The sequence below is a fragment of the Candidatus Spongiisocius sp. genome (genome assembly GCF_965221825.1).
Classification (GTDB): domain Bacteria; phylum Actinomycetota; class Acidimicrobiia; order Spongiisociales; family Spongiisociaceae; genus Spongiisocius.
The window spans coordinates 2685338-2709700 of sequence record NZ_OZ244917.1 but is presented as its reverse complement, the minus strand read 5'-3'; the positions used below and the strand labels follow the sequence as shown (position 1 = coordinate 2709700).

Genomic DNA, 24363 nt, shown 5'->3' with positions numbered 1-24363 from the left:
GATCCGTTCGTCGAGGGAGGATTCGCATGGACCTAATTGCGCAGCGGGGGCGCTCCAAGTCGAGAACCAGGATCATCGCCGCAGGGATACTGACCCTGGGCTTACTCCTCCTCCGCCCCACCGTGGCCTCGGCTGCGGAGATGGCCGAGGGCGAGGTGGCGTTCATCCTCAACACGTTCTCCTTCCTCGTATGGGGTGCGCTCGTGATGTGGATGTGCGCCGGCTTCACCATGCTCGAGTCGGGCGCGGTCCGTACCAAGAACTCGTCGATGATCTGCCTGAAGAACATCGGCATCTTCTCCATCGCCTGTCTCGCCTACTACGTCATCGGCTACAACCTGATGTACGTGAACGTGGGCGACGTGATCGGGTCGTTCCAGTTCTTCTACTCGGCCTCACCGGCCGAGATCGACCTGGTAGGCGGCCAGGCGGGCGCCGTCGGAGATGTCGTCTCGAACGGCTACAGCGTCCTGTCCGACTGGTTCTTCCAGATGGTGTTCGTAGCCACTACCGCGTCCATCGTGTCGGGAGCGATAGCCGAGCGGGCCAAGATGTGGCCGTTCTTCGGGTTCACCCTCGTCCTCGCCGCGTTCATCTACCCGATCGTGGGGGCATGGACGTGGGGCGGAGGATGGCTGGCCGAGATGGGGTTCTCGGACTTCGCGGGTTCGACCATCGTGCATAGTGTCGGAGGCTGGGCGGCCCTCGCCGGCGTGCTGGTCATCGGGCCCCGCCTCGGCAAGTTCCGCAAGGACGGAACGGTCAAGCCCACCCCACCCTCGAACGTGCTGGTGGTGACGCTGGGGATATTCATCCTGTGGCTGGGCTGGTTCGGATTCAACGGCGGTTCCCAGCTGGCCCTGGGATCGGCTCTCGACGCGGTGGCAATGAGCACCGTGCTGGTGAACACCAACCTGGCTGCCTGCGCCGGCGTGCTGGCCGCCTTGGCGGTCTCCAGGCCGCTCCTCGGGCGTATCGACCTATTCGCCGGACTGAACGGCGCCATCGCCGGTCTGGTCTCCATCACCGCCGCACCGACCCACAGCAATCTTTACTGGGCGGTCATCATCGGCGCTATCGGCGGCATCCTCTGCACGCTGGGGATCAAGACCCTCGAGAGGCTCAAGGTCGATGACGTGGTGGGAGCGATTCCCGCCCACCTGGTCTGCGGTATCTGGGGAACTCTGGCCGCCACCATCGACAATCCCGATGTCACTTTCGGGGTGCAGCTGGTCGGAATCATCGCCGTCGGGGCGTTCGTGTTCGCCGTCGCGTGGCTGGCTTGGACTCTCCTCGACCGGACCATCGGACTCCGCGTGTCCGTCCAGGCCGAGCAGATGGGCCAGGACGTGGCCGAACTCGGTATGGAGTCCTATCCCGAGTTCGTTCTCATGCCGGAGAACTTCGATGATGACGAGTAGCCGACCCGCCGTACCCGCCTAGGCGGGTACGAGAAGCCCGCGAGCCTCGGGGCGGCCCCGGCCGCCCCGATCGGCGAGCGGCCTATCCGCTGGACCGGGATCGGGCCGCCAGGTAGTTGACGTGGTGGCTCTCATCGCAACCCAGGTCACTGCTCGGCAACGCGGTCTTGTCCATCTGGATGGTGATGTGGTTGATGCCGTGGCCCTTGATGATCTCGCGCAACCGGCGGAGCAGCAGGTTGGTGTCTCCCGCATAATCCGGGTCGATCATGACGTGACCGGTGAACGTCGTGTCGTCCGAGCTGACGGCGCGGATGTGGATGTCGTGGATCAGCGTGACCCCTTCGATCTCAAGATCGCTCCCCAACTTGTAGACGTCGATGTCAGCGGGGACCGAATCCACCAGCACATGGAAGACCTTCACCGACAGCGGCCAGGCGCTCCGCAGGATCAGGAAGGCGATGACCACGCTGAGGATGGGGTCGATCATGTTCCATCCGGTCGTGAGGATGACGATGCCCGAGATGACCACGCCCACCGAACCCAGCAGGTCGGCCATGACGTGCTGGAAGGCGCCCTCCACGTTGAGGCTGTCCTTGGCGGAGCGATGGAGCACCCACGCCGCCACCACGTTGACCAGCAGGCCCAGCACGCCCACGATAAGCATGCCCAACCCTTCCACATCTGGGACGTCCTGAACCCGGTGATAGGCCTCGATCAGCACCCAGACGCCGACAATCCAGAGGGTGAGCGCGTTCACCATGGCGGCGAGAGCCTCGAGACGCTGATAGCCGTACGTGCGCTCCACCGTGGCCTCCCGCTCCGCGAAGCGAAGGGCTACCAGAGCGAGGGCTATAGACATGGCATCCGAGACCATGTGACCCGCGTCCGATAGCAGGGCCAGGCTCTTGGTGAGTACGCCGCCGATGACCTCGGCGAACATGAACCCCGCAATCAGTATCAACGCGATGGTCAGGGCCCGCTTGCTGATGCCTCTCAGGTCGTGGGAGTGGTCATGGCCCCCGTGCCCGTGGCCATGGCCGTGGTGGTCGTGGCCCGAATGATCCCCGTGCTCATCGTGACCATGGCCGTCGTGATCGTGGCCCGAATGATCCTCATGCTCATCGTGGTCATGCCGAGAATGGTCATGCCCGTGGTGATCATGGCCGGAATGATTCTCATTATCATCATGGCCTTGGTCGGAGCGGTCGTGAGAGCCGTGCTCGTAAGTACGCCTATCCGCCACCGCGGGCCGCCTTCCAGACGAAGGTCTCGGAGACCAGTCGTCGGACAGTGTACCCCACTGATGCGGCTCGGATCGGTTGGGCAGGTCGATCACGGGAGAAGCATCCCCCGCGCGTTCCCGGCCGCTATCGTGTCGGACAGGGGCCTCGCACCCGCCGGGAGATGAAGAAGCCGGGCACTGTCACGTGGGCGCAGCACGCGCGCTGGCTTCCACTATGGCCACGGAGGTAGGCGGATGAACATAGTCAGATCAGCTACCCGAACCGGACCCCTCGTCGCGCTGGCGATGAGCCTGGTGTTCCTCGCGGCCGCGTGCGGGACTGAACCAGAGCCGACGCCCGAGACCGAACCCGAGATGTCGTTGGAAGACATCCTCGCGCGCACCGGCGAGAACCTGGTCGCCCTGTCGACGGCAAAGTTCCAGATGATCGACGAGAAGGAAACGGGAGCAAAGTTCTTCGGCGCCACGTTGAAGAACGTGAACGGGGAAGTCCAGTCTCCCGATAGCGCCAAACTCGTCGTGGAGATCGAGTCTGCCGCCCTGGGGTTCGCTGAGGTACAGATCGTGGCGGTCGGGGACGAGGCGTTCATGAAATTCTCGGCGGGCGCTCCCTGGAACCCCCTGCCGCTCGACCAGGTTCCCTTCAACTTCGTCGGGCTGGGCATCACTCTCAGCGATCTGTTGCCTCTGGTCCAGAACGCCGCCATTGCCGGCGAGGAGTCGCTCGGGAGTGGCCCGGCGGTCCTGGTCGAGGGAAATCTCGTGTCCGAGGACCTGTCGACCTTGATCACGTCCGCGGACTCCGGCCATGCGATCGATCTGACCCTGTGGATCGGTAAGGCGGACCAGGTGTTGCGGCAGATCCGCATAGCCGGCCAGATCTTCGATGACGACGGGCCGGAGACGAGCCGCCTGATAATCCTCTCCGACTACGGCGCACCCGTAGAGATTCAGCTTCCGGAAACCGCCTCCGGAACGTGAACGCAGTCAGGTCTCGTCTTGCCTCGCTGGGGTCTTCCCGGACGGCAGTCCTGACAATTATCTGCCTGGGGGTTTTCTCGACCGCCCTGGATCAGACGGTGGTCAATACCGCACTACCGACCGTCATGCTGGAGTTGAAGATCCCCCTGACGGACCTTGACTCGGCCTCCTGGATCATCACCGGGTACCTGGTCAGCTACACCGTTGCCATGCCCTTGGCCGGGCGGCTGTCCGACGTCCACGGCCGGGTGAAGATCTTCCAGTTGGCGCTGCTCGTGTTCGCCATCGGCTCGGCACTCGTCGCGGTGGCGCCGAACTTTTCGTGGATCGTCTCCGCGAGGGTGCTCCAAGCCGCCGGAGGGGGCGCCACGGTGCCCATCGCCATGGCGATGGCGGTCGCTGCCGTCCCGCCACACCAGCGCGGGGTGACGCTGGGTCTTGTCGCCGCGGCGGCCGAGGCCGGTTCGGTCCTGGGCCCTCTCTACGGAGGCGCCATCATCGAGTGGGTCGGCTGGCGGTGGATCTTCTGGTTGGACGTGCCGCAGAGCCTGATACTGATGGCACTCCTGACCGTCCTTCCGAATCGCCCCAATCGTGAGGCCAGGATGGACTATCTGGGAGCGGTGACTCTGGGAGCGGCTCTCCTGATCCTCACCGCCGCGCTGTCCCAACGAGCCATTTTCTCCCTGGAGTCCGTCGTCCCGTATCTGATGCTGGCCGTTGGTATCGCCCTCGTCGTCGCCCTGGTCAAGGTGGAGACGCGCGCCGAGCAACCCCTGGTGGCTCCGTTCCTGCACCGCTCCAAGGCATTCGTGACCGCCAACGCCGCCCAGTTCCTCGTGGGTATCGCTCTGATCATCGGCTTGGTCGCCGTTCCCCTGATGGCCAACACCGTCATGGAGAAGGAGACCTGGGAGAGCGCCCTTCATCTGGTCCGGCTGACGGCCGCCATCCCGCCGGGAGCGCTGATCGGCGGCTACATCATGCGCTGGACGGGAGTGAGAGCCGCGACCATCACCGGCCTTGTGCTCATCGGCGTGGGCCTGATCTTCATGGGCGGTTGGGAAGCCGAGGTGGGACAGTTCGAGCTCACGGCGCCTCTCATCACCGCAGGCCTGGGATTCGGGCTGGTCATCCCCCCCATCAGCGTCACCGCTCTCAGCGCGGCCCCCAGCCACTACTGGGGCACCGCCGCATCGTTGATCACCGCGGCCCGGATGGTGGGCATGGCCCTCGGTCTGGCGGCCCTGTCCACCTGGGGGATAGAACGCTTCTACAGCCTCACCGCCGACGTGCCGATCGGCCCGACGTACGAAGAGACGGCGGCCCCACTGATAGAAGCCGGCGTGACGGTGTTCCAGAGCCTGTTCACGGTCGCGGGGATACTGGTCCTCCTGGCCATCCTGCCGGCGCTGTCGATGAAGGTGGAGGACATCGGTATGACCGAGGACCTCCCCCAGGACTGAGCAGGCTGATGCCGAGGCGTATCGCAGTTATCGGTGGGGGTATCTCCGGGCTGGCCGCCGCCTGGGGGCTGCACCACCATCCGGACCGGTTCGACTTCAGGCTGTTCGAGGCTCAGGACCGGATCGGGGGGAATGCGGTCACGGTGGACATACGCCAGCAGGACGGCAGCTCCATCCCCTTCGACATCTCGGTGACCGCCTGCATACCGTCGGTGTATGACCACATCGTGTTGTTGATGGAGCGGTTCGGAATCGAGCTGGTCGACACCAGGTTCAGCTACAGCGTGAGATACCGCGGCGATGTCTACGCCCACGATTTCGACTCCGAGATCAGGCGGCAACTCCAGGCCGAGATCGCGAAGTACCAGAGGGTCCTGAGGCGCCTGCACCGGTTCGGCCGCCTGAGCCGCTCCCGGTCGAAGCTGCTGAACGCCCTCAACCCCTTCAACTACATCAGCATGGGGACTGTGCTGAATCTGGGCGGATTCTCCGGGGACTTCCGGTACAAGATACTGAAGCCCATGTTCGTCAATTTCCTGATGGCGACCAACGTTTTCGACATGCCTGCGGCCCTGTTCTCGAGGTATCTCGAGTTCTTCGATATCGAAGCGGCTACACCCATGCAGACGTGGGACCGGGGCTCGCAACGGATCTACGAGAACCTGTCGGCCGGCTTCAGGGACAAGATCCATCTCGGGCGGCCGGTTCGAAAGGTGTACCGCCGGACATCCGGCATAGTGGTCGAGGATGAGAACAGCATGAAAGAGGAGTTCGACGACGTGATCTTTGCGTGTAATGCCAACCAGACGCTGATGATCCTCGACAAACCCACCATGCTGGAGCGCTACATCCTGTCGTCGGTCCGGTACGAGAGCGAGCTTCACAACCACACGGTGGTGCACTCGGACTCCTCGGTGCTCCCTGACAACGAAGTGAACCCACTGGAGACGCGAAGTAACCACATCGAACAGTACGGATCCAGGCCTGACAACTACGAAATAACCTACATCATGCACAACCAGCAACCATGGGCCAAGCGCTCCGATAAACCCTGCCTGGTGACCTACAACCCGATCAGCCACATCGATGAACAGAAGATCATCGGAAGATGGTGGTTCCAACACATCGTGCACGACGTGCGCCAGACCACACTGCTCATCTACCTGTTCCGCTTCATCCAGGGAAAGAGGAGAACCTGGCACTGCGGAGCCCACACCCTGATCAACAGCCAGGAAACCTGCTTCGTCAGTGGCCTCGCTGCCGCAAGGCGACTCGGCGCGGACTACCCCTTCAACAACCCCGAAGCCAGGCGATCGTTCAACCATTACGGCAGCCTCTTGCACGGCTGGCGCTTCAGAAAAGCCAGGGGATGACACCATCAGTGGCGAGTCCGCTCACTGTTAGGATTCGTGACGCTGTCAATATCAAGCGTCGAGGTTGCTCCCGGCTTGGGCTGCCGGCCCCATGGGAGGCCCTCTTAGGGGAAGTTGGGATGTTTACAAGCCCCCTGATCATTCTCAGGCCATGAGCAAGGCACTTGATCGGCTGCGCCGGCTGGTGACGGGCTACCCGTGGGTCACCCTCGCAGTCCTCCTCGCAATCACTGTTGCCCTCGGCGCCGGTTCAGCGCAGCGCGCCGAACCGCCGGAGACCTCGGAAACCCTTCCCGACGGCAGCGCCGTCGCCGAGGCCCTTGCCGAGATCGATGAACTCTTCGGGGACTCCGAGGCCCACGTTGTGACCCTTCTCTTCCGTGGCGACGCGCTCACGCCCGAGGGGCTCTCGCAGATGGACAGCCTGATCAACGAGATCATCACCGATCCGGACGTGAGAGAGTTGCTGGCGCCTCCCGATCCCGTCTTCGCGCCCTCCTTCCTGGTCAAGGCGGTGCTCCAGGTGGACACGCTCGAGTCGGTCACGCAGGCTGAGATCGATTCCGTCCGCAACGTCCCCGGCGTCGGGGAGGCATTCGACGCCGTGACCGGAGTGGACACGGACGGGACGCCGATCGCCATCGCCACCGTCAATCTGGCGGACACCAACGACGAGCGGATCTATGCGGCCTCACGGACGGTCGACGAGTTGGCGAATGCCGACGAGGGCCCGCTCCGGGTGAGCAGCATCTCGCCCGTTGTGGTCGAGGATGAGTACAAGAGAGCCACCGAGGAGGGAATGGCCCCGCTGGTCGGTGCTGCGTTCCTCCTGATCGCGGCGCTGATCCTGCTCTTCATGCGCACGGCGTCGGATCTCCTCCTCACGCTCGGAGGGCTCCTGCTGTCGATCATCTGGATCGTCGGAGCTGAGGGATGGCTCGGACCGAACGCGCTCGGCCTGGTCGGCCCTCCGAACTCGCTCACCACGATGGTGCCGATAATCCTGATCGGCCTCACGGTGGACTATGCGATCCAGATCGTCTCGCACTACCGGGAGCAACGCCTCGCCGGCGAGGAAGTGGTCGGGGCCGTCCGGATGGGACTGCGGCACGTCACCCTGCCGCTCACGCTGGCCGCCGTCACCACCATCGTGAGCCTTCTGGTGAGCCTGTTCTCGCCGATCGGGATAGTCAACGACTTCGGCGTCATCGCCGGGCTCGGGGTGGGGATGAGCCTGCTGGTGATGCTGACACTGATCCCGGCCGGCCGCACCATCATCGATCGGAGGCGCGCCGCGAAGGGCAAGCTGAAGGAGCCCCGTCCTATCTCGACGGCCCTGCCCGGGATCAGCCGGATGGCGGAGTTGCTGGGGAAGGGAGTGACCCGCAATCCCACGCCCTATATCGTCGCCGTGCTCGCGATCACGATCGGGCTCGGATTCGCGGCCAGGGACCTCGAGTCGGAGTTCAGCATCCGCGACATCCTCCCCAGGGGCGGGGGACTGCTGGAGGACATGAACACGCTTGATGCAGCCATCGGCGGCTCGACGGAGATGGTCAGCGTGCTGCTGAAGGCCGAGGCCACGGACACCCGCACGCTCATCGACCTCCATGACCTCACCACCGCCTTCGCGGATCAAACGCTCCGCCCGGGCGCGGCGGCAGGGCCTATCCAGGCATCGTACGACCTGGTCGTGCACGACTGGACCAACGACAGCGGAATGCCCGGCGACCGGTACGACCCGGAACTCGCCGCCCTCATCCAGGAGGCCTCCGCCGGAATCGAGCTCGATTCCGGATTGATGCAGGAGTTCCTCGACAAGCTCGAGGAAAGGGATCCGCTCCTGGGTCGTCTCCTGGTCAACAATCCCGGCGGCATCGACGCCATGTTGCTCCAATTCCCGGCCTTCGCAGGCGACACTTCGCAGGCAAGGAACACCCAGCAGGAGATCGAGGAACTCTGGTTCGGTGACGACAATGCGCTCACGGCGACTTCGTCCAGCATCATCTCGTTCACCGTCACCGACGCCATCACGGAGCAGCAGACGGAGGCCATCAGTACCACCATCGCGGTGGCGCTGACCGTCCTCGCCCTCTTCTTCTGGATGACGGTCCGCCAACCTGCCCTGGGTTTCGTGGCAGTCTTCCCGATAGTGCTCGTACTCATCTCGGTGCTGGGCACAATGGCGCTGCTGGACATCCCCTACACGCTCATCACGTCCATCATCACCGCGCTCTCGATCGGGATCGGGGTCGACTACACCATCCACATAATCCATCGCTACCGCGAGGAGTACGGCCACCACCGCAACCCCGAGAGAGCGGCCATCCAGACACTCTCCACCACCGGATCGGCATTGCTCGGCTCTGCCATGACCACCGCGCTCGGGCTCGGCGTGCTGGTGTTCTCGCCTTTGGCCGCATCCCAGCAGTTCGCCATCACCGCGGCCATCACGATCGCCTACTCGCTGATCGTCTCCATCGTGCTGGTACCGCCCGCCATGACCCTGTGGGGCGCCTACCAGAACATGCGACTCCGCTCGAAGACACAACGCTGGGCGGAGGAACTGGACGAGATGATCGAAGCCGTCCACCGCCGCCACGAAGCAGAAGGAACTGCCTAACCCCCTCCCCCCCCCAGCAAACGACAACTGGTAACTGCCACTTCGGTAGGGCATAACTGATGCCATGCCGATTATGCTTAAATGCAAGGTATGAGAACGATGATCGTGCTTCCAGACCACCACCACGCCGAAGCCAAGCGCAAGGCGGCTCGCCAAGGAGTATCCCTGTCCGAGTACATCCGTCGGCTCGTGGCTCGCGACCTGGGCAAGGACGCTCCCGCGAGCGACCCGTCCGTCATCTTCGGTCTATTCGACAGCGCCGGATCGAGAATCGCCGACGGCAAGCAGGCGATGATCAGCGAGGCGATCCACAAGCAGTTCGAGGCCAAAGGCATCTGATCAGTGGTTCCGGTGTTCGTGGACACCAGCATCTGGTACTCCGCCGCCGGCGAAGGTGACGCCCACAGCCAGGTTGCTCGTTCCTTGCTCGCCGAGCACTCAGGAACGCTGGTAACCAGTGACCTTGTACTTGCCGAGCTGTGGAATCTGGTGAACGCGCGAGTTAATCATCACACCGCCAATCGTCTCGTATCCGCGATAGCGGCCGGGGTCGCCCGAGTCGAGTGCACGACGGACGAGGATCTCGAGGCGGCTGCCGGCATGCTGGCAGCCTTCCCCGATCAAGCATTCTCGTTGACCGACCGCACGAGTTGGGCGCTCATGGAGCGCCTGGGAATCACCGACGCCCTGGCCCTGGATGCCGACTTCCGCATCTACCGTTACGGCCCCCGGCGCCGTCGAGCATTCGCTGTCCACCCGTAGCCAGATTTATCCGGACTCTGCGTTCCGTGCTGCTTCGCCGGGGCCATCGGGAAGTCCGAATGGACGCCGAACCGCACTCTTGCCCGCTCCAGCGAGCCAAGCCTCGACATCCGCCGCACGCCCGTAATCGAGTATCCCTACCTGTCCTCCCTACTGCGCGTGCCGGTTGCCGAAACGTGCGCGAGGCCTCTGCTGTCAACGCACGAGCCGGCAACGATGCCATCTGGTCACGCTCGAAGGCAAGGCATAGCGACGACGATCATGGCCCGAGAGAGACAGTAGATTGGGAAGGAGTGATCAGGTGAAGCATCGTTTCGCGTATCCACTCACGATGGCGGTACTGGCTACGGCTCTTGTGGCGACTGCCGCCTGCGCGCCACCAGGGTCCGTAAGGTCTGTCTCCGGCGAGGTACGCTTTGCCCGCGAGGTCGAGTTGCCCGAGGGCGCGGTCGTCTCCGTCCGCCTGCTGGACACCACGCTGGCCGATGCCCCCTCCGTGGAGCTGGGGCTCGACGTGATCGATAACGCCGGCCGCCTCCCGGTAAGCTTCCGCATCGAGTACGACCCCGACCGGGTCGTGAGCGGCAACGAGTATTCGCTGAGCGCCGATGTCAGGCACGGCGATGACCTGCTGTACGTCAACGACACGGTCCACCCGGTGCTCACCCGTGGCGCTCCCGCCAACTCCGATGTCGTGGTTGTGTCCACCAACCCCTTCGACACCTGCGTCGAGCCCCTGCCGGGACGGATCCACGTTGAGATGGCCGATGAAGACCTGCCGCCCGACGCCGTGCTCCACGTTCGGCTGATCGACGTCACCGATCCTGAAGCACGGCTGGTGGTCACCGAGACCGCTCGGGGCGACATCGACAGGTTCCCGATCGAGTTCGCACTTCCGCACGAAAACGTCCAGATCAGCCGCCACAGCAGGTACGAGCTAGAGGCCGAGATCGTTGCCGGCGACGAGATCCTCTACCACATCCCGGAAGCCGACTGGCGCCAAATATGGCTCCCCCACTGCCCGAACGCCGACCTCCAGATCGTCAACAGCGTGTTCCCGGTCAGCGAGTTCCCCGAACCCGGGTCGGAGGTACGCGATCCGTAACCGGTTCGAAGGCTTCCGAGGGTTGCTAGCAAGATGCACCGCCGGGCCGAAGAACTAGACGAGAGGATCGAAGCCGTCCACCACGCCGCCAATAAGCAGAAGGAAAGGCCTAGACCACCCAGCGAACCGGCCTGGTAACCGCCACGGCATCTGTCAGGCAGGACCCTCTTCGTGCCCGGATCGATCTGGTCAGGCTTGGAACTTCTTGCCCTCGAAGACTGTGCCCCAGATGGGGATGTCGCGGAGGGCCTCGGGACCGGCTACGTAGGGGTCCGCTTCAAGGATGGTGAAGTCGGCTCGCTTGCCCCACCGGAGGGATCCGATCTCGTCTTCGAGGCCGAGGACGTAGGCCGCGTCGGTGGTGATCGCCCTGAGGGCGGCATCGAGTGAGGCCCGCTCGTCCGCGCACATCACGGCGCCGGACTCGGCGATCCGGTTGGCGGCCACCCAGGCGTTGTTGAGAGGCTTCGCCGGCGCCATCGGGAAGTCCGAATGGACGGCGAACCGCACCCCTGCCCGCTCGAGTGAGCCGAGCCTCGACATCTGGGACGCCCGCTCGTACCCGACCGTGCGGGCGGCGAAGGCTTCGGAGAGCTCGTAGACGTAGTAGGCGTTGACCGAGGCCACTCCCCCGACCGCCGCCATGCGGTCGACCTGTTGCGAACTCGAGATGCCGAAGTGCTCGAACGTGAACCGATGATCGAAGCGGGGACGTTCCCACTGGAGCTTCTCGAGGGTGGACAGCGCCAGTTCGACGCCGAGGTCTCCGCTGCAATGCACATGTATCTTGAGTCCGGCATTCCACAACACCCGGGCGATCTCCTCGAACCTCTCCGGGGGTGTGATCCACTCGCCGTGACGACCGTCGAGGTGTCCGGGGGGCTTGAGCATCAACAGTTCCGCGAAGAACCCGCCGTCCGCGAACAGCTTGACGTGGTCGCCGAACCGCAGCCGATGCGTGTTACGCGATGGATACTCCAGGACGCGTTCGAGGAACTGCCGGTCGCTTCGCGAGTCACCGTCCGGTCCGGCGGTGTAGGGCATCAGCTGGATCCGGAACGGGGTGTCCGGCTGTTCCATCACCGCCTGGAGGTGGGCCCACTCCTCCTCGAACCAGTAGAAACCGAAGGCGGCGTCCCCGATGGTCGTGTGTCCACCACTATGGATGACCCGGCGCATCCGGTCGAGCCCGCCGCGGAACCGGCCCACCTCCAGGATGAAGCCGCGGAGATGGCTCAATGCCACTTCGAGGCCAGTTTCGAAGAACCTGCCCGCCTCGAGGTCGATCTGGGGATGGCTGCTCGCTGAAGCCCTGTCCAGTTCCATCCACCGCAGGCAGGCGTCGTTCACCACCAGCGAGTGGTAGCCGCGGTGCCAGACCACGATGGGGCGGGCGGTCGATATCTCGTTGAGGGCGCGCCGATCGATGTCGCCGTGCCATATCGGGTGGTGGCCGAACGCGAACAGCGGCTCGCCGGGCGGCAACCCGGCATCGATGTCGACCAGGCGGGCGAGAAACCGCTCCCCGTCCCCCACGGGTGGAATGTCCTCCCAAGGGAGATCCCACCCCGTCGCCGTCATGAACTGCATGGGCAGCAGCATGGCGGCCATGGAGGGATGCAAGTGCGGATCGATGAACCCCGGCATGATGCAGTGGTCCCGGAAGGTGTCGTCTATCTCGTGGTTGCGGGAGTCCAGCCACGGGCGCAACGTCTCGAGCGTCCCTACCTCGACAATCCGACCATCCCGCACCGCAACCGCCTCCGCCACCGGCATAGACGCTTCCATCGTCCGCACCGTTCGAGCGACGAAGACAGTGATATCAGCCATGCGAACCTTCCGATGCCCGGCCGCCACTACCCGGGTCGAGTTCGGCGTCCTTCAACGCGCGCCGGAGATAGGGCGCGACCGCCGCCGCCACCAGGGCCGAAGCCACATAGGTGTAACTGATGTCTGTCAATGTGGCTACCAATCCTCCGAACACCGCGCCGATGGGGACCGCTCCGTGAACCACGAAGAGGAAGACCGCTATCACCCGGCCGCGAATACGATCCGGAACCGCGGTCTGCCGGTAGGTGATCGACACGATATCGAGCTGGAAAGCCGAGAACCCCACCACGGCCAGCCCCAACCCACCCAGCAGGGCGACGTCCGATAGCGCCACCAGGAGGAACCCGCCGCCGGCACCGACTACCGATCCCACGCAGACCTCTGCCCGGGGAAACCGGCTGACCATGGCAGGAGCGGCGAACGAACCGAGAAAGTATCCACCGGCCAGAGCACCGAGAGTAAGCCCGAAGCCGAGAGCGCCCAACCCGTACCGATCCTGGGTGACCAGCACCAGGACCGACGTGGCGGCGGCAGTCGTGAAATGCAGAGCCCCGTCGCCCAGCAGGAAAGCGCGGAGCGCCCGGTCGCGCCATATCCACCGTACTCCTTCCAGGATGTCGGCCGACAACCCAGCGATCGTCCATTCCGAGTCTGTAGGCGAGTGCCCTCTCGGGAGCGCCAGCACCACCAGGGCTGACACCAGAAAGCTCAGAGCGTCTATTCCCAAAGGCGCCCAGACGGCCAGCGCGAAAAGCCACGCACCCAACGGCGGTCCCAGAAAACGCTGCGCCAAGATCTGGCTGCCGTAGAGCAGGCTGTTGGCCCTATCGAGCCGGGAAGGCGTGACCAGGTTGGGCACCATGGCAAGCCCGATCGGATCGAAGATGGTCTCCCCGATCCCGATCAGGATCAGCACCAGGTACAGGACCAGTAACGACTCGCCACCCCCGAGGACGAACAGAGCCGCCAAAGCCACGACCGCGGCTCGAGCGAACTCGGCCAGGGCCATCGCCCGGCGCCGGTCGACCCTGTCCACGATCGCTCCCGACAGCGGGCCGACCAGAATCCACGGGAGCCCGGCCGCCGCCGTGAGACCGCTGATCGCGAGCGGATTCCGGGTGATGGAGGTGGCCAGCAATGGCAGCGCCGCGATCAATACCCCATTGCCGACATTCGAGATCACGTAGGCGGTGAATAACCTGGCGTATGAAGGGCCTAGGGAACCGGGTTTCAAAGTCGCCTTTCTTCTGCCCCGTTGCCGGTATCCTGCCCCGTCCGCCCGAGGCGAGACTCGGACGCTACCGGACCCAGCATGCCACTTGGTGTGCAGGCGCCCTGTTCTCCATGGGGGGTTCGTCCTCAACGCACCGCGCCTGCGATAGGGGACACCTGGTATGGAAACGGCACCCCGCCGGAGGAGAGATGGGATCGGGCGGCTCACCGGGGAGAACTTCCCCCCGCCGAGCGCGTTCTACGGTCGGATCGGGGATGGGCACGGATGACAGCAGGGCCTCGGTGTATGGGTGGATGTGGTTCTGGTAGATGCGGTCCCTGTCGGCTCTTTCCACCAGCTTTCCTGCATACATGATTCCTATGCGATGGGATATGTGGCGTACGACTGCTAGGTCGTGGGAGATGAATATGTAGGTCAGGCGAAGGCGCTCCTGCAGATCCTGCAACAGGTTGACAACCTGAGCCTGAATGGACACATCCAGGGCGGACACCGGCTCGTCGGCGATGATCAGATGCGGGTTCAGCGCCAGGGCGCGGGCGATGACGATTCGCTGGCGCTGGCCACCGCTGAATGCGTGCGGATACTTGTGGAGGTCCGCCGCGCTCATTCCCGTCAACTCGAGCAACTCGACGGCTCGTTCCGTAGCTTGCCGGGCGTTCCTGACCCGCCGATGAACCACGAGGGGTTCGGCGATGAGATCCCGGACGTTCATCCGGGGGTTGAGGCTGCCGTAGGGGTTCTGAGGGATCAGCTGCATGTTCTGGCGCATGGAACGCAACTGGCGGCCATCCATCCGGGTGATCTCCTGGCCGTCGAAGATGATGCGACCCTTGCTGATCGGTACCTGTCCGAGGATGGCCCGCCCGGTGGTGGTCTTGCCCGAGCCCGACTCCCCGACCAGCCCGAATGTCTGGCCGCGTTCGACCGAGAAGCTGATGTCGTCCACGGCCCGCAACCGGGTGTGACGCTGCCCCCAGAAACCCTCGCGGCCCACGTCGTATTCCACGCTGAGCCCCTGAACCTCGAGCAGTGGACGACTCATGTCCTCACCCTTCCCGAGGCACGGAGCGGGAATCAAGATGGTTCTGTGGATGCCAGCAGGCGAACATCCCGCCGCGGGAATCCGGTTCCAGAACCGGATGCTCGGATTCGCAATGCGTCGTCGAGTTGGGACACCTGGGAGAGAAGCTGCAACCGATGTCCACAGATCGGAGGTCGGGCGGCTGGCCAGTGATGATCCGGAGCCGTTCGGCCGTGCCGTCAAGGCGAGGGGTAGCTCCCAGCAGGGCGGCGGTATAGGGATGGCGAGGACGATGGAACAGCGCGTCCGCCGTTCCCGACTCGACGATCTCTCCGGCATACAAGACCTTGAGAAGATCGCAGGCCCCGGCCACCACCCCGAGATCGTGGGTAATGAGCATGAGGGCCAACCCCAGTTCCTTCTGGAGGGAGGAGATCAGCCGGAGAATCTGCGCCTGGGTGGTCACATCCAGTGCTGTGGTCGGTTCGTCGGCGATGAGCATCAACGGGTCGCAGGACAAGGCTATGGCGATCACGACCCTCTGTTGCATTCCGCCGGACAACTCGAACGGATACTGATCGAGCCGGCGGCCGGGTTCGGGGATCCCCACCTTCTCCAACAGGTCGCCGGCTCGTCTCCGCGCTTGCTGTTTCCCGAGCTTCAAGTGCCGGGCCATCACCTCGGTCATCTGGACCCCGATCGTGCGGATCGGATTGAGAGACGCCATGGGATCCTGGGACACCAGGCTGATCTGGCGGCCACGATACCGGCGGGCGATCTTCTCGTCGCTCAGTGACCGGCCCCTCCACAGGACCTCCCCACCTACCATCCGCCCCGGTAATTCGATCAGTCCCAGTGCCGCCCGGGCGATCGTGCTCTTTCCAGATCCTGATTCGCCGACGATCCCGACCGACTCGCCGGGGCTGACCGACAAGGAGACATCGCGAACAGCCCGGACCGTTCCGCCCGGCGTCGGGAAGACCACTTCCAGGCTTCGAATCTCCAGGAGAGGGCGATCGCCGGTCATCCCGACTGGGCTCCGGTTACGGTGGCGGCCGCGGCGAACCGCTTGGCGCTCTCCTGAGGATCCGCCGCTATCCGCAACCTGCCGGCCAGGAGGTTGATTCCGAGCACAGATATCGCGATCGCGGCCCCAGGCAGGAGGATCAACCAGGGTGCCGAGAAGACGTACTGCCGTCCGATCGCCACATCCAACCCCCATGAGATCTGCGGCGACTGGATTCCCAGGCCGAGGAACGAGAGGGCGGCCTCGGAGAGGATCACGTGCGCCGCCTCGATCACCGCCAGGGTCGAAAGGGGCGCCGTGAGGTTCGGCGCGATATGGCGCAGCATGATGCGGACCGGCGAAGCCCCGATCAGCTCCGCCGCGTCCACGTATTCGGCCTCGCGCGCCGAAAGGACCAACCCGCGCGTTATCCGCGCGAACACCATCCAGATGCGAAGGGACAGCACGATGGCAAGCGTCCAGAATCCGGGACCCACCACGGCGAGGATGGTCAGGGCCAGGAGGAGTCCGGGGAAGGAGAACAGCGTGTCCACGATCCGCATGATGATCGCGTCGGTCCTGCCACCGCGGTAGCCGGCCAGCAGACCCACCGCCGTGCCGAATACCCCGGCCAGCGTCACGGCCACCAAGGGGATGGTGAGCGAAATCCTGCTTCCATGGATTATCCGGGAGAGAACATCCCGACCCAGCTGATCCGTACCCAGGATGTGTTCGAACGATCCGCCGTCGGAATAGAAGGGCGGGATCAATCGAGCGCCGAGGTCCTGCTTGGTGGGGTCCAGAGGAGCGATCCAGGGTGCGAACAGGGCCACGCCCACCAGCACGACCAGGACGACGACGCCGAACAGGGCGGAGGGGTCCTGCAGAACTGCCTTTATCCAGCCGTGCGATGGAGGGCGGTCGAGATGGCGGTCGGCGCTACCGGTCGCGCTCATGATTCAATCGAACTTGACGCGCGGATCGAGAAGGGTGTAGGTGACATCAACCAGGATGTTGATGGTGACCACGATGACCGCGATGACCAGTACCACCCCTTGGAGGAGGATGATGTCATGGCGCTCGATGGCCTGTATAGCCGTGAATCCGATGCCGGGCCAGGCGTAAACCGTTTCCACCACGACCGCTCCACCGGCCAGGGCCCCGACCAGCTCCCACCCCGCGACGGTGATAGTGGCGATACCGGCGCCCCTGAAGGCATGAGCGATCACGATGCGAGCCCGTGACAGCCCACGGGCGGTTGCGTCCTTCACATGCGGGGTGTTCAGCTCATCGATCATCGACGACCTCGTGACGAGAGCGATCCGCCCGAGGATGGGGAGGGCCAGCACTGTTGCAGGCAGGACCAGGTGCCTCAGGCTGCCCGAGCCCGAGGTGGGGAACCAGCCGAGGCCCACGCTGAAAAAGACGATCAGCACCAGTCCGATCCAGAACTGAGGGAGCGAGATTCCCAGCACACCCAGGAGCACGAAGAGCCGGTCCATCCACCGCCCGGGGCGAATCGCTGCGACCACGCCGATCACCGCCCCGAGGACCAGACCCAGTACGAAACCGGAGAAGACCAGAACCATGGTGGGAAGCAAGCGTTCCATCACGATGTCAATCGCCGGGCGGCGCTGCCACAGGGAGTCTCCGAAGTCGAACCGCACGGCGTCGGCGATGTAATCGCCCAACTGGACGAAGATCGGTCTGTCCAGGCCCAGCTGTGCCTCCATGACGGCGCGGTTCTCGGCTGTGGCTTCGAGAGGCAGCATCACGGCCACGGGATCCCCGATGAGACGGGTGACCACGAACACGACAACCATCACCGAGACCACCACGAGTGCGGCCTGGAACAGGCGTTTCAACACGTAGCGGCCCAATGCCTACTCCCAGGTCGAGTCAGTCGCCACCGGACGCATCGAGGGTTCCGACGCGCCCGGTGGCGATCTGCCTGGTTCAGGTTCCTATGAGGATACGGCGATATCCGCCAGGTGGATGAGCCCGTCGGCGCGGGCGGACCAATCGATACGGTCAGTGCCGGCGAACACGTTGGGAATGCTCACCAGCCAGACGTACCAGGCTTGATCGTGCCCCGCCTGCCCCACATCGTTGTACATCTGAAGGCGAGCGGCCTGGTCGAGCTCGGTCCTTCCGGCATCGATCCAATCGTCCGCCTCCGACGGATCCATGGACCCGCAGCATCCCTGCGAGTGGTAGTAGGCGGAGAGGGTTCGATCCCCGTCGAACAGGAGGTTGTCGTGCGGCACGAATATGGCGTCGGGACGACTCTCCCGGTCGATCAACCGGTCGATGTACTCCGAGAACTCCGGTATGAAGATGTCGGCGTTCACTCCCACATCGGCCCAGTAGGCGGCTACCGCTTCGGTGGTTTCGCGGTCGAGGAGCGAGTTTCCTACCAACGAGACCAGCTGGATCTCCAGATCGGTGGCCCCGGCTTCCGCCAGCAGCGCCCGAGCGCGGTCGGGATCGTACGGGTAGGGGTCGAGGTCAGCATTGTATCCGAACCAGTTGGAGTTGAGCATCTGGCCGTCGAGCACCTCGGCTATCCCTGAGAAGAGGCCGTCTGCGATCGCCTCCTTGTCGACTGCGTAGTTCAGCGCCTGCCGGATGCGTACGTCCTCGACCGGACTGCCGGCGCGAGCGTTCAACGACACGATGAACTGCTTGAGCCCGGTGGGTGTCGTCCATGACTGGTCGACTCTGGACCCGTCTTCGGGGAGAAGGTCGACCATCAGGTCGATCTCGTCATTGAGAACTCCGGCGAGGCGGGTGCCGTATTCCTCGATGAAGGTGAAACGTGCCTCCGATACCGCGGGAGCGCCTCCCCGATAGTCGGGATCGGCTTCGAGCTCGACCGCTACGCCAAGCTCCCAGGACACGAACCGGTACGGACCGGAGCCCACCGGGTTCTCGCCGAAGTCGGCGCTCTGCGAGGCTTCCGGTGGAACGATATACAACAACGTCATCCGGGTGGGAATCAGCGGATCGGGGCCACTGGTGAGGATGTTCACCGTGTACTCGTCCACCTTTTCCGCCCCGACCAGAGTCCCGAGGTTGTCCTTGAGGGGTGTCGGAAAGTCCGGATCGATGATCCGGAGAACGCTGTGCACCACCGCGTCGGCGTTGAGCGGCTCGCCGTTGTGGAAGGTTATGCCTTCCTGCACGGTGTACTGCCATGTGGTGTCGTCTATGGGTGTGCCGAGGTCTGTCGCCACGCCCGGGATCAGCTGACCCCCCGAATCGCGCGTCACCAGCTTGTCGAAGACGTTCCCGTTGATGGTGAACATCGCAAACTGATCCACGGCCTGCGGGTCAAGGGATCCAGGCTCGTTGCCCAAGCCGACCACGATTCTCGCACCTGCCGGCGCCGGGGCCGGGGCCGGGGCCGCGGTCGTGGTGGGCGCCTCGGTTTCCGCCGCTTGCGTGGTCTCCGGGGCAGCTTCCGTTGTCTCCACCGGGGCTTGGGTGGTTGTGGTGGCCGGCGCCTGGGTGGTCGAGGTGGTTTCGTCACCTCCACATGCAGACACCACGAGCGCCAACACCGCCGTGAGCGCCAAGAACCTGCTGTATGCCCTAGCCAATGTGTCCTCCTTAGCTCGTGTCTCGGTTCGCGGGGGATAACCGCTTACCTCAGCCGGGGATCCTTCCCCATCATCAAGCATGAGTTGCGACAGTCCATGCCGCGCTCCTGCTCATGAGTCCTACAAGTCGCAAATGCAATAGATCGCATTCGTGTAGGCTGGCTATTGCAGTGTAGTCTGACAACGTTCCGGCTGCTCCGCAGAGCCGGATCGATTCTCGAGAAAGGGGTGAGAATTGGTGGGTTCCTACGGAGGGAAGAAGGCTGGTCCCTTGCCACCCGGCATCGCCGATTTCTACAGCGACGGCAAGTCGATCCCTCCCCGCGAGATGCGCCAAGCCGCTCTCGACGCCCCTCTCGGGGATGAGCAAAAGGGTGAAGATCCCACTACGACCGAGTTCTTGACCCGCGTCGCCGCGCTGCTGGGCAAAGAGGACGCCCTGTTCATGCCCTCAGCGACCATGGCCAACGAGATCGCCGTCGCAGTGCATTGCCGTCCCGGGGACGAGATGATCTGTGACCGCTCTGCCCACATCGTTAACTTCGAAGCAGGGGGGCCGGGCTTTCTGGCCGGCGTACAGACCCACATGGTGGATGGAGTCAACGGCATGTTCACGCCGGACCAGGTGGCCGCCGCCTTGAGGCCTAAGGGAAACCTGTACCTTCCGGAAACCTCCCTGGTGGCCGTGGAGCAGACCGCCAACATGGGAGGAGGCGCCATCTGGCCCCTGGACAGGCTTAGGGGTGTGGCGCGCGTAGCCGCCGACGCAGGGATTTCGACTCACTTGGACGGCGCACGGCTGATGAACGCGGTGGTCAAGACCGGAATAACGGCCAGTGCGTATTCAGAGGGATACGACTCCGTCACCCTCTGCTTCAGCAAGGGCCTCGGTTCCCCTTTCGGGGCCACGCTGGCCGGATCCGCAGAGTTCATCCAGCGCGCCTGGCGCCTCCGGCAGCTCATCGGGGGAGGTCTGCGACAGTCGGGATTCATGGCGGCCCTCTGCCTGTATGCCCTTGATCACTATGTAGAACGCTTGGGCGACGACCACCGTCGAGCCGCTCAGATAGCCGCGGCCCTCGAGGACTTGGAACTGGTGGCCGCTGTACTGCCCACCGAGACCAACATCGTGATCTTCGACATTTCCTCCGATGGGCCAACCGCCGCCGAACTGGTGGCGGAGCTCCGCTCGCAAGGATTTGAGGTGGGCGCCTTCGGCCTCCGGCGCATTCGGGTGGTGACCCACCTGGGAGTAGATCAGGACGACACCGACCGCCTGTGTCAAACGCTGGAGACCCTCCTGACCCCGCGATGACCGGGGAAAGAGTGCCGATCGAGGAGAACCGGCCCTAACCGTCCCCGTCCAGCCGCCGGGCGAGGGCTGCTGCGGTTTCGGCGCCGCCCTTGATGGCGCCGTCGGGTATGTGCATGCCGGCGGGAGAAGCCCCGGTCCATGCACTCACCGGTAGCTAGGCCACCAACGCCAATACCGCCGTGAGCGCCAGGAACCTACTGTATGCCCTAGCCAATGTGTCCTCCTTTGTTCGTGCCTCGGTTCGCGGGGGACAACGCTTACCTCGGCCGGGGATCCTCCCCTTTCAACAAGCGGGAGTTCCGGCCATCCATGCCGCGCTCCAGCTCATGAGTCCTACAAGTCGCAAATGCAATAGATCGCATTCGTGTAGCCTGGCTATTGCGGTGTAGCCCGATAGCGTCTCCGGCTGCACCGCAGAGCCGATCTCTAGTCGATAAAGGAGTGGCAATTGGCGGGTTCCTACGGAGGGAAGCAGGCAGGTCCTCTGCCTCCCGGGGTCGCCGATTTCTACAGCGACACCAAGTCCCTGCCTTCCCGCGAGATGCGCCAAGCCGCTCTCGACGCGCCTCTCGGGGATGAGCAAAAGGGCGAGGATCCCACCACGACCGAGTTCTTGACCCGCGTCGCCGCGCTGCTGGGCAAAGAGGACGCCCTGTTCATGCCCTCAGCGACCATGGCCAACGAGATCGCCGTCGCAGTGCATTGCCGTCCTGGGGACGAGATGATCTGTGAACGTTCGTCCCATATCGTGAACTTCGAGGGAGGCGGGCCGGGCTATCTAGCCGGTGTCCAGACCCATGTGCTGGATGGGGTCAACGGCATGTTGTCGCCGGACCAGGTGGCCGCCGCCTTGAGGCCTAAGGGCAACCTTTACATTCCGGAGACCTCCCTGGTGGCCGTGGAGCAGACCGCCAACATGGGAGGAGGCGCCGTCTGGCCCCTGGAGGCCCTCAGAGGCGTGGCGGGCGTGGCGGCCGCCGCCGAGGTTTCGACCCATATGGACGGCGCACGGCTGATGAACGCGGTGGTCAAGACCGGAACAGCGGCCGCGACGTATGCGGAAGGATACGACTCCGTCACCCTCTGCTTCACCAAAGGCCTGGGCTGCCCCTTCGGGGCCGTGCTGGCCGGATCCGCAGAGTTCATCCAGCGCGTCTGGCGCCTCCGGCAGCTCATCGGGGGGGGTCTGCGACAGTCGGGATTCATGGCGGCCCTCTGCCTGTATGCCCTTGATCACAACGTTGAGCGTCTGGCTGACGACCATCGTCACGCCGCTCAGATAGCCGCGGCCCTCGAAGACCTGGAACTGGTGGCGGCTGTACTGCCCACCGAGACCAACATCGTGATCTTCGACATTTCCTCCGATGGGCCGGCCGCCGCCGAACTGGTGGCGGAACTGCTCGAGCGAGGCTTCCTGGTGGGGGCCTTCGGCGAACGGCGCATCCGGATAGTGACGCACCTGGGAGTCGATCAGGACGACACCGACCGCCTGTGTGATGTGTTGGCCACCCTCTTGACCCCGCGATGAGCCGAGGGAGGGTGGCCGCACCGAGACCCGGCACAAAGGGCCGCCCCAGCCCATCGGGAACTCGGGAACGTCGTCGATTAGAGCAAGCAACTCTCATCTAGGGGACAGATCGACGTTCCCAATGCTGGGTACAGCCGCGTGAGCCTGGACCGCTACAAGCCGGCGTCAGTGGACAGTCCACTGGCCGCCGGCAAGCGGGTTCTCCCAGCGAACTTCTCCGAAGCGGGCGAAGTCGGTGTCGGCGCTCATCACCGTGAGGCCGTGCTCGACGGCGAGAGCCGCCAGCATGGCGTCGGGGATCAGATTGGCTGTTACGTGATGGCCGGTGACGAGTGAACCGAGGATGGCAGTTGTGCGTTCGGTCGCCGGAGGTATCCAGGTCGGCTCCGCGTCCAACCAGGCTCGGACGCATCCCCATGCCCGCTCGGCCGACATGGGGTTCTCGTACACACGGGGGCTGGTGCCGATGCGCAGGAACGCCCCGAGCGACTGCCACGGGATCCCGACCCGCCGGTCACCGCGCAGAACCGACGTGAGCCAAACGGCGGACCGCTCATGATGGGGACTGGACCTATCGGTGGCGTACAGCAACAGGTTGGCGTCGAGCAGCATCTCACTAGACCTCGTCGAGCAGGCTCAGCACCTCACCGATGTCTGCGATATCGATACGCTGGCCCAACTCGTACGAGATGTGCTCGTAGCGCGCTGCCGCCGCCGGCTTGACCAAACCGTCGCGAACCAACCGGTTGACCGCCTCGCTGACCCCGATTCCCTCGGCCCGCCGCATTCCCTGAACAGCCGCGGCGACGTCTGCCGCCAACGTCACAGTCGTCCTCATGCTCGGATTCTAGCATCATGATGCTGCTACCTATACATCACCATGCGGAGTTGGTGTTTGCCGGCTGCCTACATCATGCTGCCCATGGGGTCGCCACCAGGGAGCATCGGGGTCGGAAGGCTCGGGCTTGTCATCCACGAGGGTCCCGGTGGTGAGCAGCATGGCGGCGATGCGGGTTCTTGGACGCCTTCCGTCCGACGCGGATGGGGATGCTGTATTCCTCTTCCCCGTTGTCGAACACAGCGTGGATGCGCAGCGTCGCGCCGAGGGGTTCGAGGTACTTCTGTAGCCGGGACAGGGTCAGGTCCTGCGCGTTCTCCAGCTGGGAAACGGCTGCCTGACTGATCCCGAGAGCGGCAGCGAGCTCCGACTGGGAACAGTCGAGTTGTCTGCGCATCTCGTAGAGACCGATCTCAGCAAGGGTCGCTTGGCGCAGCGCGGCAAGGCGTTCTACTGCTCCGGGCCGTGCGATAACTCGGTCGTGTAGTTGCTTGTAGTTCTTGGCGTTCACCATGTTCCGTTCACTTTCGTCTGTTTCTTAGATCAGTCCTTCATGGCGTAGCTCTTGGAGGTAGGTGTCGTAGAGACGATCGGCGGTCGGGATCGCCCACTCGTACCAGCTGTCCCACCGGCCAGACTTGTCGCCGCCCAGCAGGAGGATCACCTGCCGTCGCGGGTCGAACGCGAACAGCACCCGCAACGAGCCGCCCCCGGCTGACGCGCGTAGTTCCTTCATGTTGCTGTGACGGGACCCCGTTATGGCTCCCACCACAGGACGCCTAAGGGGCAGGACCGTGGTCTGCCAGTAGCATGACCCGGTCGTCGAGGGCTTCCTGTTGATCCACCGTCAAGGTGTTCCACCAGTCGCCGAACTCGTTCGTGTACTCGACCTCCCACACAGTTCTAGTATAACTGATCGCTTATACTATTGAGAGTTGACTTCGGAGCGTGTGTGGGCATGCGGTCCCCGACTCCCCTCGACAGGGCCGACCAGAAGCCACGGATGCCCGGC

Annotated in this window: 23 protein-coding genes; 10 read left to right on the top strand and 13 right to left on the bottom strand. The window is 64.1% G+C overall.

What is annotated here, in order from left to right; translation table 11 throughout:
• Nucleotides 1-26 precede the first annotated feature (26 nt).
• Nucleotides 27-1421 (top strand): ammonium transporter, encoded by a 1395-nt coding sequence (locus ACOQPD_RS12575; protein WP_420612299.1) that lies wholly within the window; start codon nt 27-29, stop codon nt 1419-1421.
• Between the two features lie 82 nt (nt 1422-1503).
• Here ACOQPD_RS12575 and ACOQPD_RS12570 read toward each other — a convergent pair whose 3' ends face one another.
• Together ACOQPD_RS12570 and ACOQPD_RS12565 are read right to left on the bottom strand one after the other, a co-directional pair.
• Complete coding sequence (locus ACOQPD_RS12570) at nt 1504-2397, bottom strand: cation diffusion facilitator family transporter (protein ID WP_420614389.1); 894 nt, start codon at nt 2395-2397, stop codon at nt 1504-1506.
• A 20-nt stretch (nt 2398-2417) separates the two neighbouring features.
• The gene (locus ACOQPD_RS12565; protein WP_420614427.1) at nt 2418-2603 is read right to left on the bottom strand and encodes a hypothetical protein; all 186 of its coding nucleotides are present in this window, start codon (nt 2601-2603) and stop codon (nt 2418-2420) included.
• A gap of 298 nt (nt 2604-2901) precedes the next feature.
• Between ACOQPD_RS12565 and ACOQPD_RS12560 the strand changes: the two genes are divergently transcribed.
• The 7 genes from ACOQPD_RS12560 (at nt 2902) to ACOQPD_RS12530 (ending at nt 10977) form a co-directional block, all read left to right on the top strand.
• A complete protein-coding gene (locus tag ACOQPD_RS12560) occupies nt 2902-3648 on the top strand; it encodes an LppX_LprAFG lipoprotein (RefSeq protein ID WP_420612298.1) in 747 nt (248 codons plus the stop codon).
• Nucleotides 3645-5114, top strand: coding sequence for an MFS transporter (locus ACOQPD_RS12555; RefSeq protein ID WP_420612297.1), 1470 nt, complete (start codon nt 3645-3647; stop codon nt 5112-5114). The genes ACOQPD_RS12560 and ACOQPD_RS12555 overlap by 4 nt, the downstream gene beginning before the upstream one ends.
• Before the next feature lie 8 nt (nt 5115-5122).
• Nucleotides 5123-6487, top strand: a complete 1365-nt coding sequence (locus ACOQPD_RS12550; protein ID WP_420612296.1) for an FAD-dependent oxidoreductase — start codon at nt 5123-5125, stop codon at nt 6485-6487.
• 151 nt (nt 6488-6638) lie between these two features.
• On the top strand, nt 6639-9110 hold the full coding sequence (locus tag ACOQPD_RS12545; RefSeq protein WP_420612295.1) for an efflux RND transporter permease subunit: 2472 nt from the start codon (nt 6639-6641) through the stop codon (nt 9108-9110).
• 99 nt (nt 9111-9209) lie between these two features.
• On the top strand, nt 9210-9449 hold the full coding sequence (locus ACOQPD_RS12540) for a hypothetical protein (protein WP_420612294.1): 240 nt from the start codon (nt 9210-9212) through the stop codon (nt 9447-9449).
• Nucleotides 9450-9452: 3 nt separating this feature from the next.
• On the top strand, nt 9453-9872 hold the full coding sequence (locus ACOQPD_RS12535; protein WP_420612293.1) for a type II toxin-antitoxin system VapC family toxin: 420 nt from the start codon (nt 9453-9455) through the stop codon (nt 9870-9872).
• Nucleotides 9873-10173: 301 nt separating this feature from the next.
• The gene (locus ACOQPD_RS12530) at nt 10174-10977 is read left to right on the top strand and encodes a YbaY family lipoprotein (protein ID WP_420612292.1); all 804 of its coding nucleotides are present in this window, start codon (nt 10174-10176) and stop codon (nt 10975-10977) included.
• Nucleotides 10978-11166: 189 nt separating this feature from the next.
• Here the strand turns inward: ACOQPD_RS12530 and ACOQPD_RS12525 are convergent, their stop codons facing one another.
• The 7 genes from ACOQPD_RS12525 to ACOQPD_RS12495 form a co-directional block, all read right to left on the bottom strand.
• Nucleotides 11167-12807 carry an amidohydrolase gene (locus tag ACOQPD_RS12525; RefSeq protein ID WP_420612291.1) on the bottom strand — a complete coding sequence of 547 codons (1641 nt, stop codon included), beginning with the start codon at nt 12805-12807 and terminating at the stop codon, nt 11167-11169.
• Complete coding sequence (locus tag ACOQPD_RS12520) at nt 12800-14041, bottom strand: MFS transporter (RefSeq protein ID WP_420612290.1); 1242 nt, start codon at nt 14039-14041, stop codon at nt 12800-12802. The genes ACOQPD_RS12525 and ACOQPD_RS12520 overlap by 8 nt, the downstream gene beginning before the upstream one ends.
• Before the next feature lie 64 nt (nt 14042-14105).
• Nucleotides 14106-15083: an ABC transporter ATP-binding protein gene (locus tag ACOQPD_RS12515; RefSeq protein ID WP_420612289.1), complete on the bottom strand. Its 978-nt coding sequence runs from the start codon at nt 15081-15083 to the stop codon at nt 14106-14108.
• A 4-nt stretch (nt 15084-15087) separates the two neighbouring features.
• Entirely contained in the window at nt 15088-16089 is a 1002-nt protein-coding gene (locus ACOQPD_RS12510; protein WP_420612288.1) for an ABC transporter ATP-binding protein, read from the bottom strand.
• Complete coding sequence (locus ACOQPD_RS12505; RefSeq protein ID WP_420612287.1) at nt 16086-17024, bottom strand: ABC transporter permease; 939 nt, start codon at nt 17022-17024, stop codon at nt 16086-16088. The genes ACOQPD_RS12510 and ACOQPD_RS12505 overlap by 4 nt, the downstream gene beginning before the upstream one ends.
• 3 nt (nt 17025-17027) lie before the next feature.
• A complete protein-coding gene (locus ACOQPD_RS12500) occupies nt 17028-17948 on the bottom strand; it encodes an ABC transporter permease (RefSeq protein ID WP_420612286.1) in 921 nt (306 codons plus the stop codon).
• Between the two features lie 84 nt (nt 17949-18032).
• Nucleotides 18033-19670, bottom strand: coding sequence for an ABC transporter substrate-binding protein (locus ACOQPD_RS12495; protein WP_420612285.1), 1638 nt, complete (start codon nt 19668-19670; stop codon nt 18033-18035).
• A 271-nt stretch (nt 19671-19941) separates the two neighbouring features.
• Between ACOQPD_RS12495 and ACOQPD_RS12490 the strand changes: the two genes are divergently transcribed.
• Both ACOQPD_RS12490 and ACOQPD_RS12485 read left to right on the top strand, forming a co-directional pair.
• Nucleotides 19942-20985: a threonine aldolase family protein gene (locus ACOQPD_RS12490; RefSeq protein ID WP_420612284.1), complete on the top strand. Its 1044-nt coding sequence runs from the start codon at nt 19942-19944 to the stop codon at nt 20983-20985.
• A 448-nt stretch (nt 20986-21433) separates the two neighbouring features.
• Nucleotides 21434-22513, top strand: coding sequence for a threonine aldolase family protein (locus ACOQPD_RS12485; protein WP_420612283.1), 1080 nt, complete (start codon nt 21434-21436; stop codon nt 22511-22513).
• 165 nt (nt 22514-22678) lie between these two features.
• Here the strand turns inward: ACOQPD_RS12485 and ACOQPD_RS12480 are convergent, their stop codons facing one another.
• The 4 genes from ACOQPD_RS12480 to ACOQPD_RS12465 all read right to left on the bottom strand — a co-directional run bounded on the left by ACOQPD_RS12480 (nt 22679) and on the right by ACOQPD_RS12465 (nt 24120).
• On the bottom strand, nt 22679-23125 hold the full coding sequence (locus ACOQPD_RS12480) for a TA system VapC family ribonuclease toxin (protein WP_420612282.1): 447 nt from the start codon (nt 23123-23125) through the stop codon (nt 22679-22681).
• 4 nt (nt 23126-23129) lie between these two features.
• Nucleotides 23130-23351 (bottom strand): CopG family transcriptional regulator, encoded by a 222-nt coding sequence (locus tag ACOQPD_RS12475; RefSeq protein WP_420612281.1) that lies wholly within the window; start codon nt 23349-23351, stop codon nt 23130-23132.
• A gap of 130 nt (nt 23352-23481) precedes the next feature.
• On the bottom strand, nt 23482-23865 hold the full coding sequence (locus ACOQPD_RS12470; RefSeq protein ID WP_420612280.1) for a helix-turn-helix domain-containing protein: 384 nt from the start codon (nt 23863-23865) through the stop codon (nt 23482-23484).
• Between the two features lie 24 nt (nt 23866-23889).
• Nucleotides 23890-24120: a type II toxin-antitoxin system RelE/ParE family toxin gene (locus ACOQPD_RS12465; RefSeq protein ID WP_420612279.1), complete on the bottom strand. Its 231-nt coding sequence runs from the start codon at nt 24118-24120 to the stop codon at nt 23890-23892.
• Nucleotides 24121-24363: the final 243 nt, after the last annotated feature.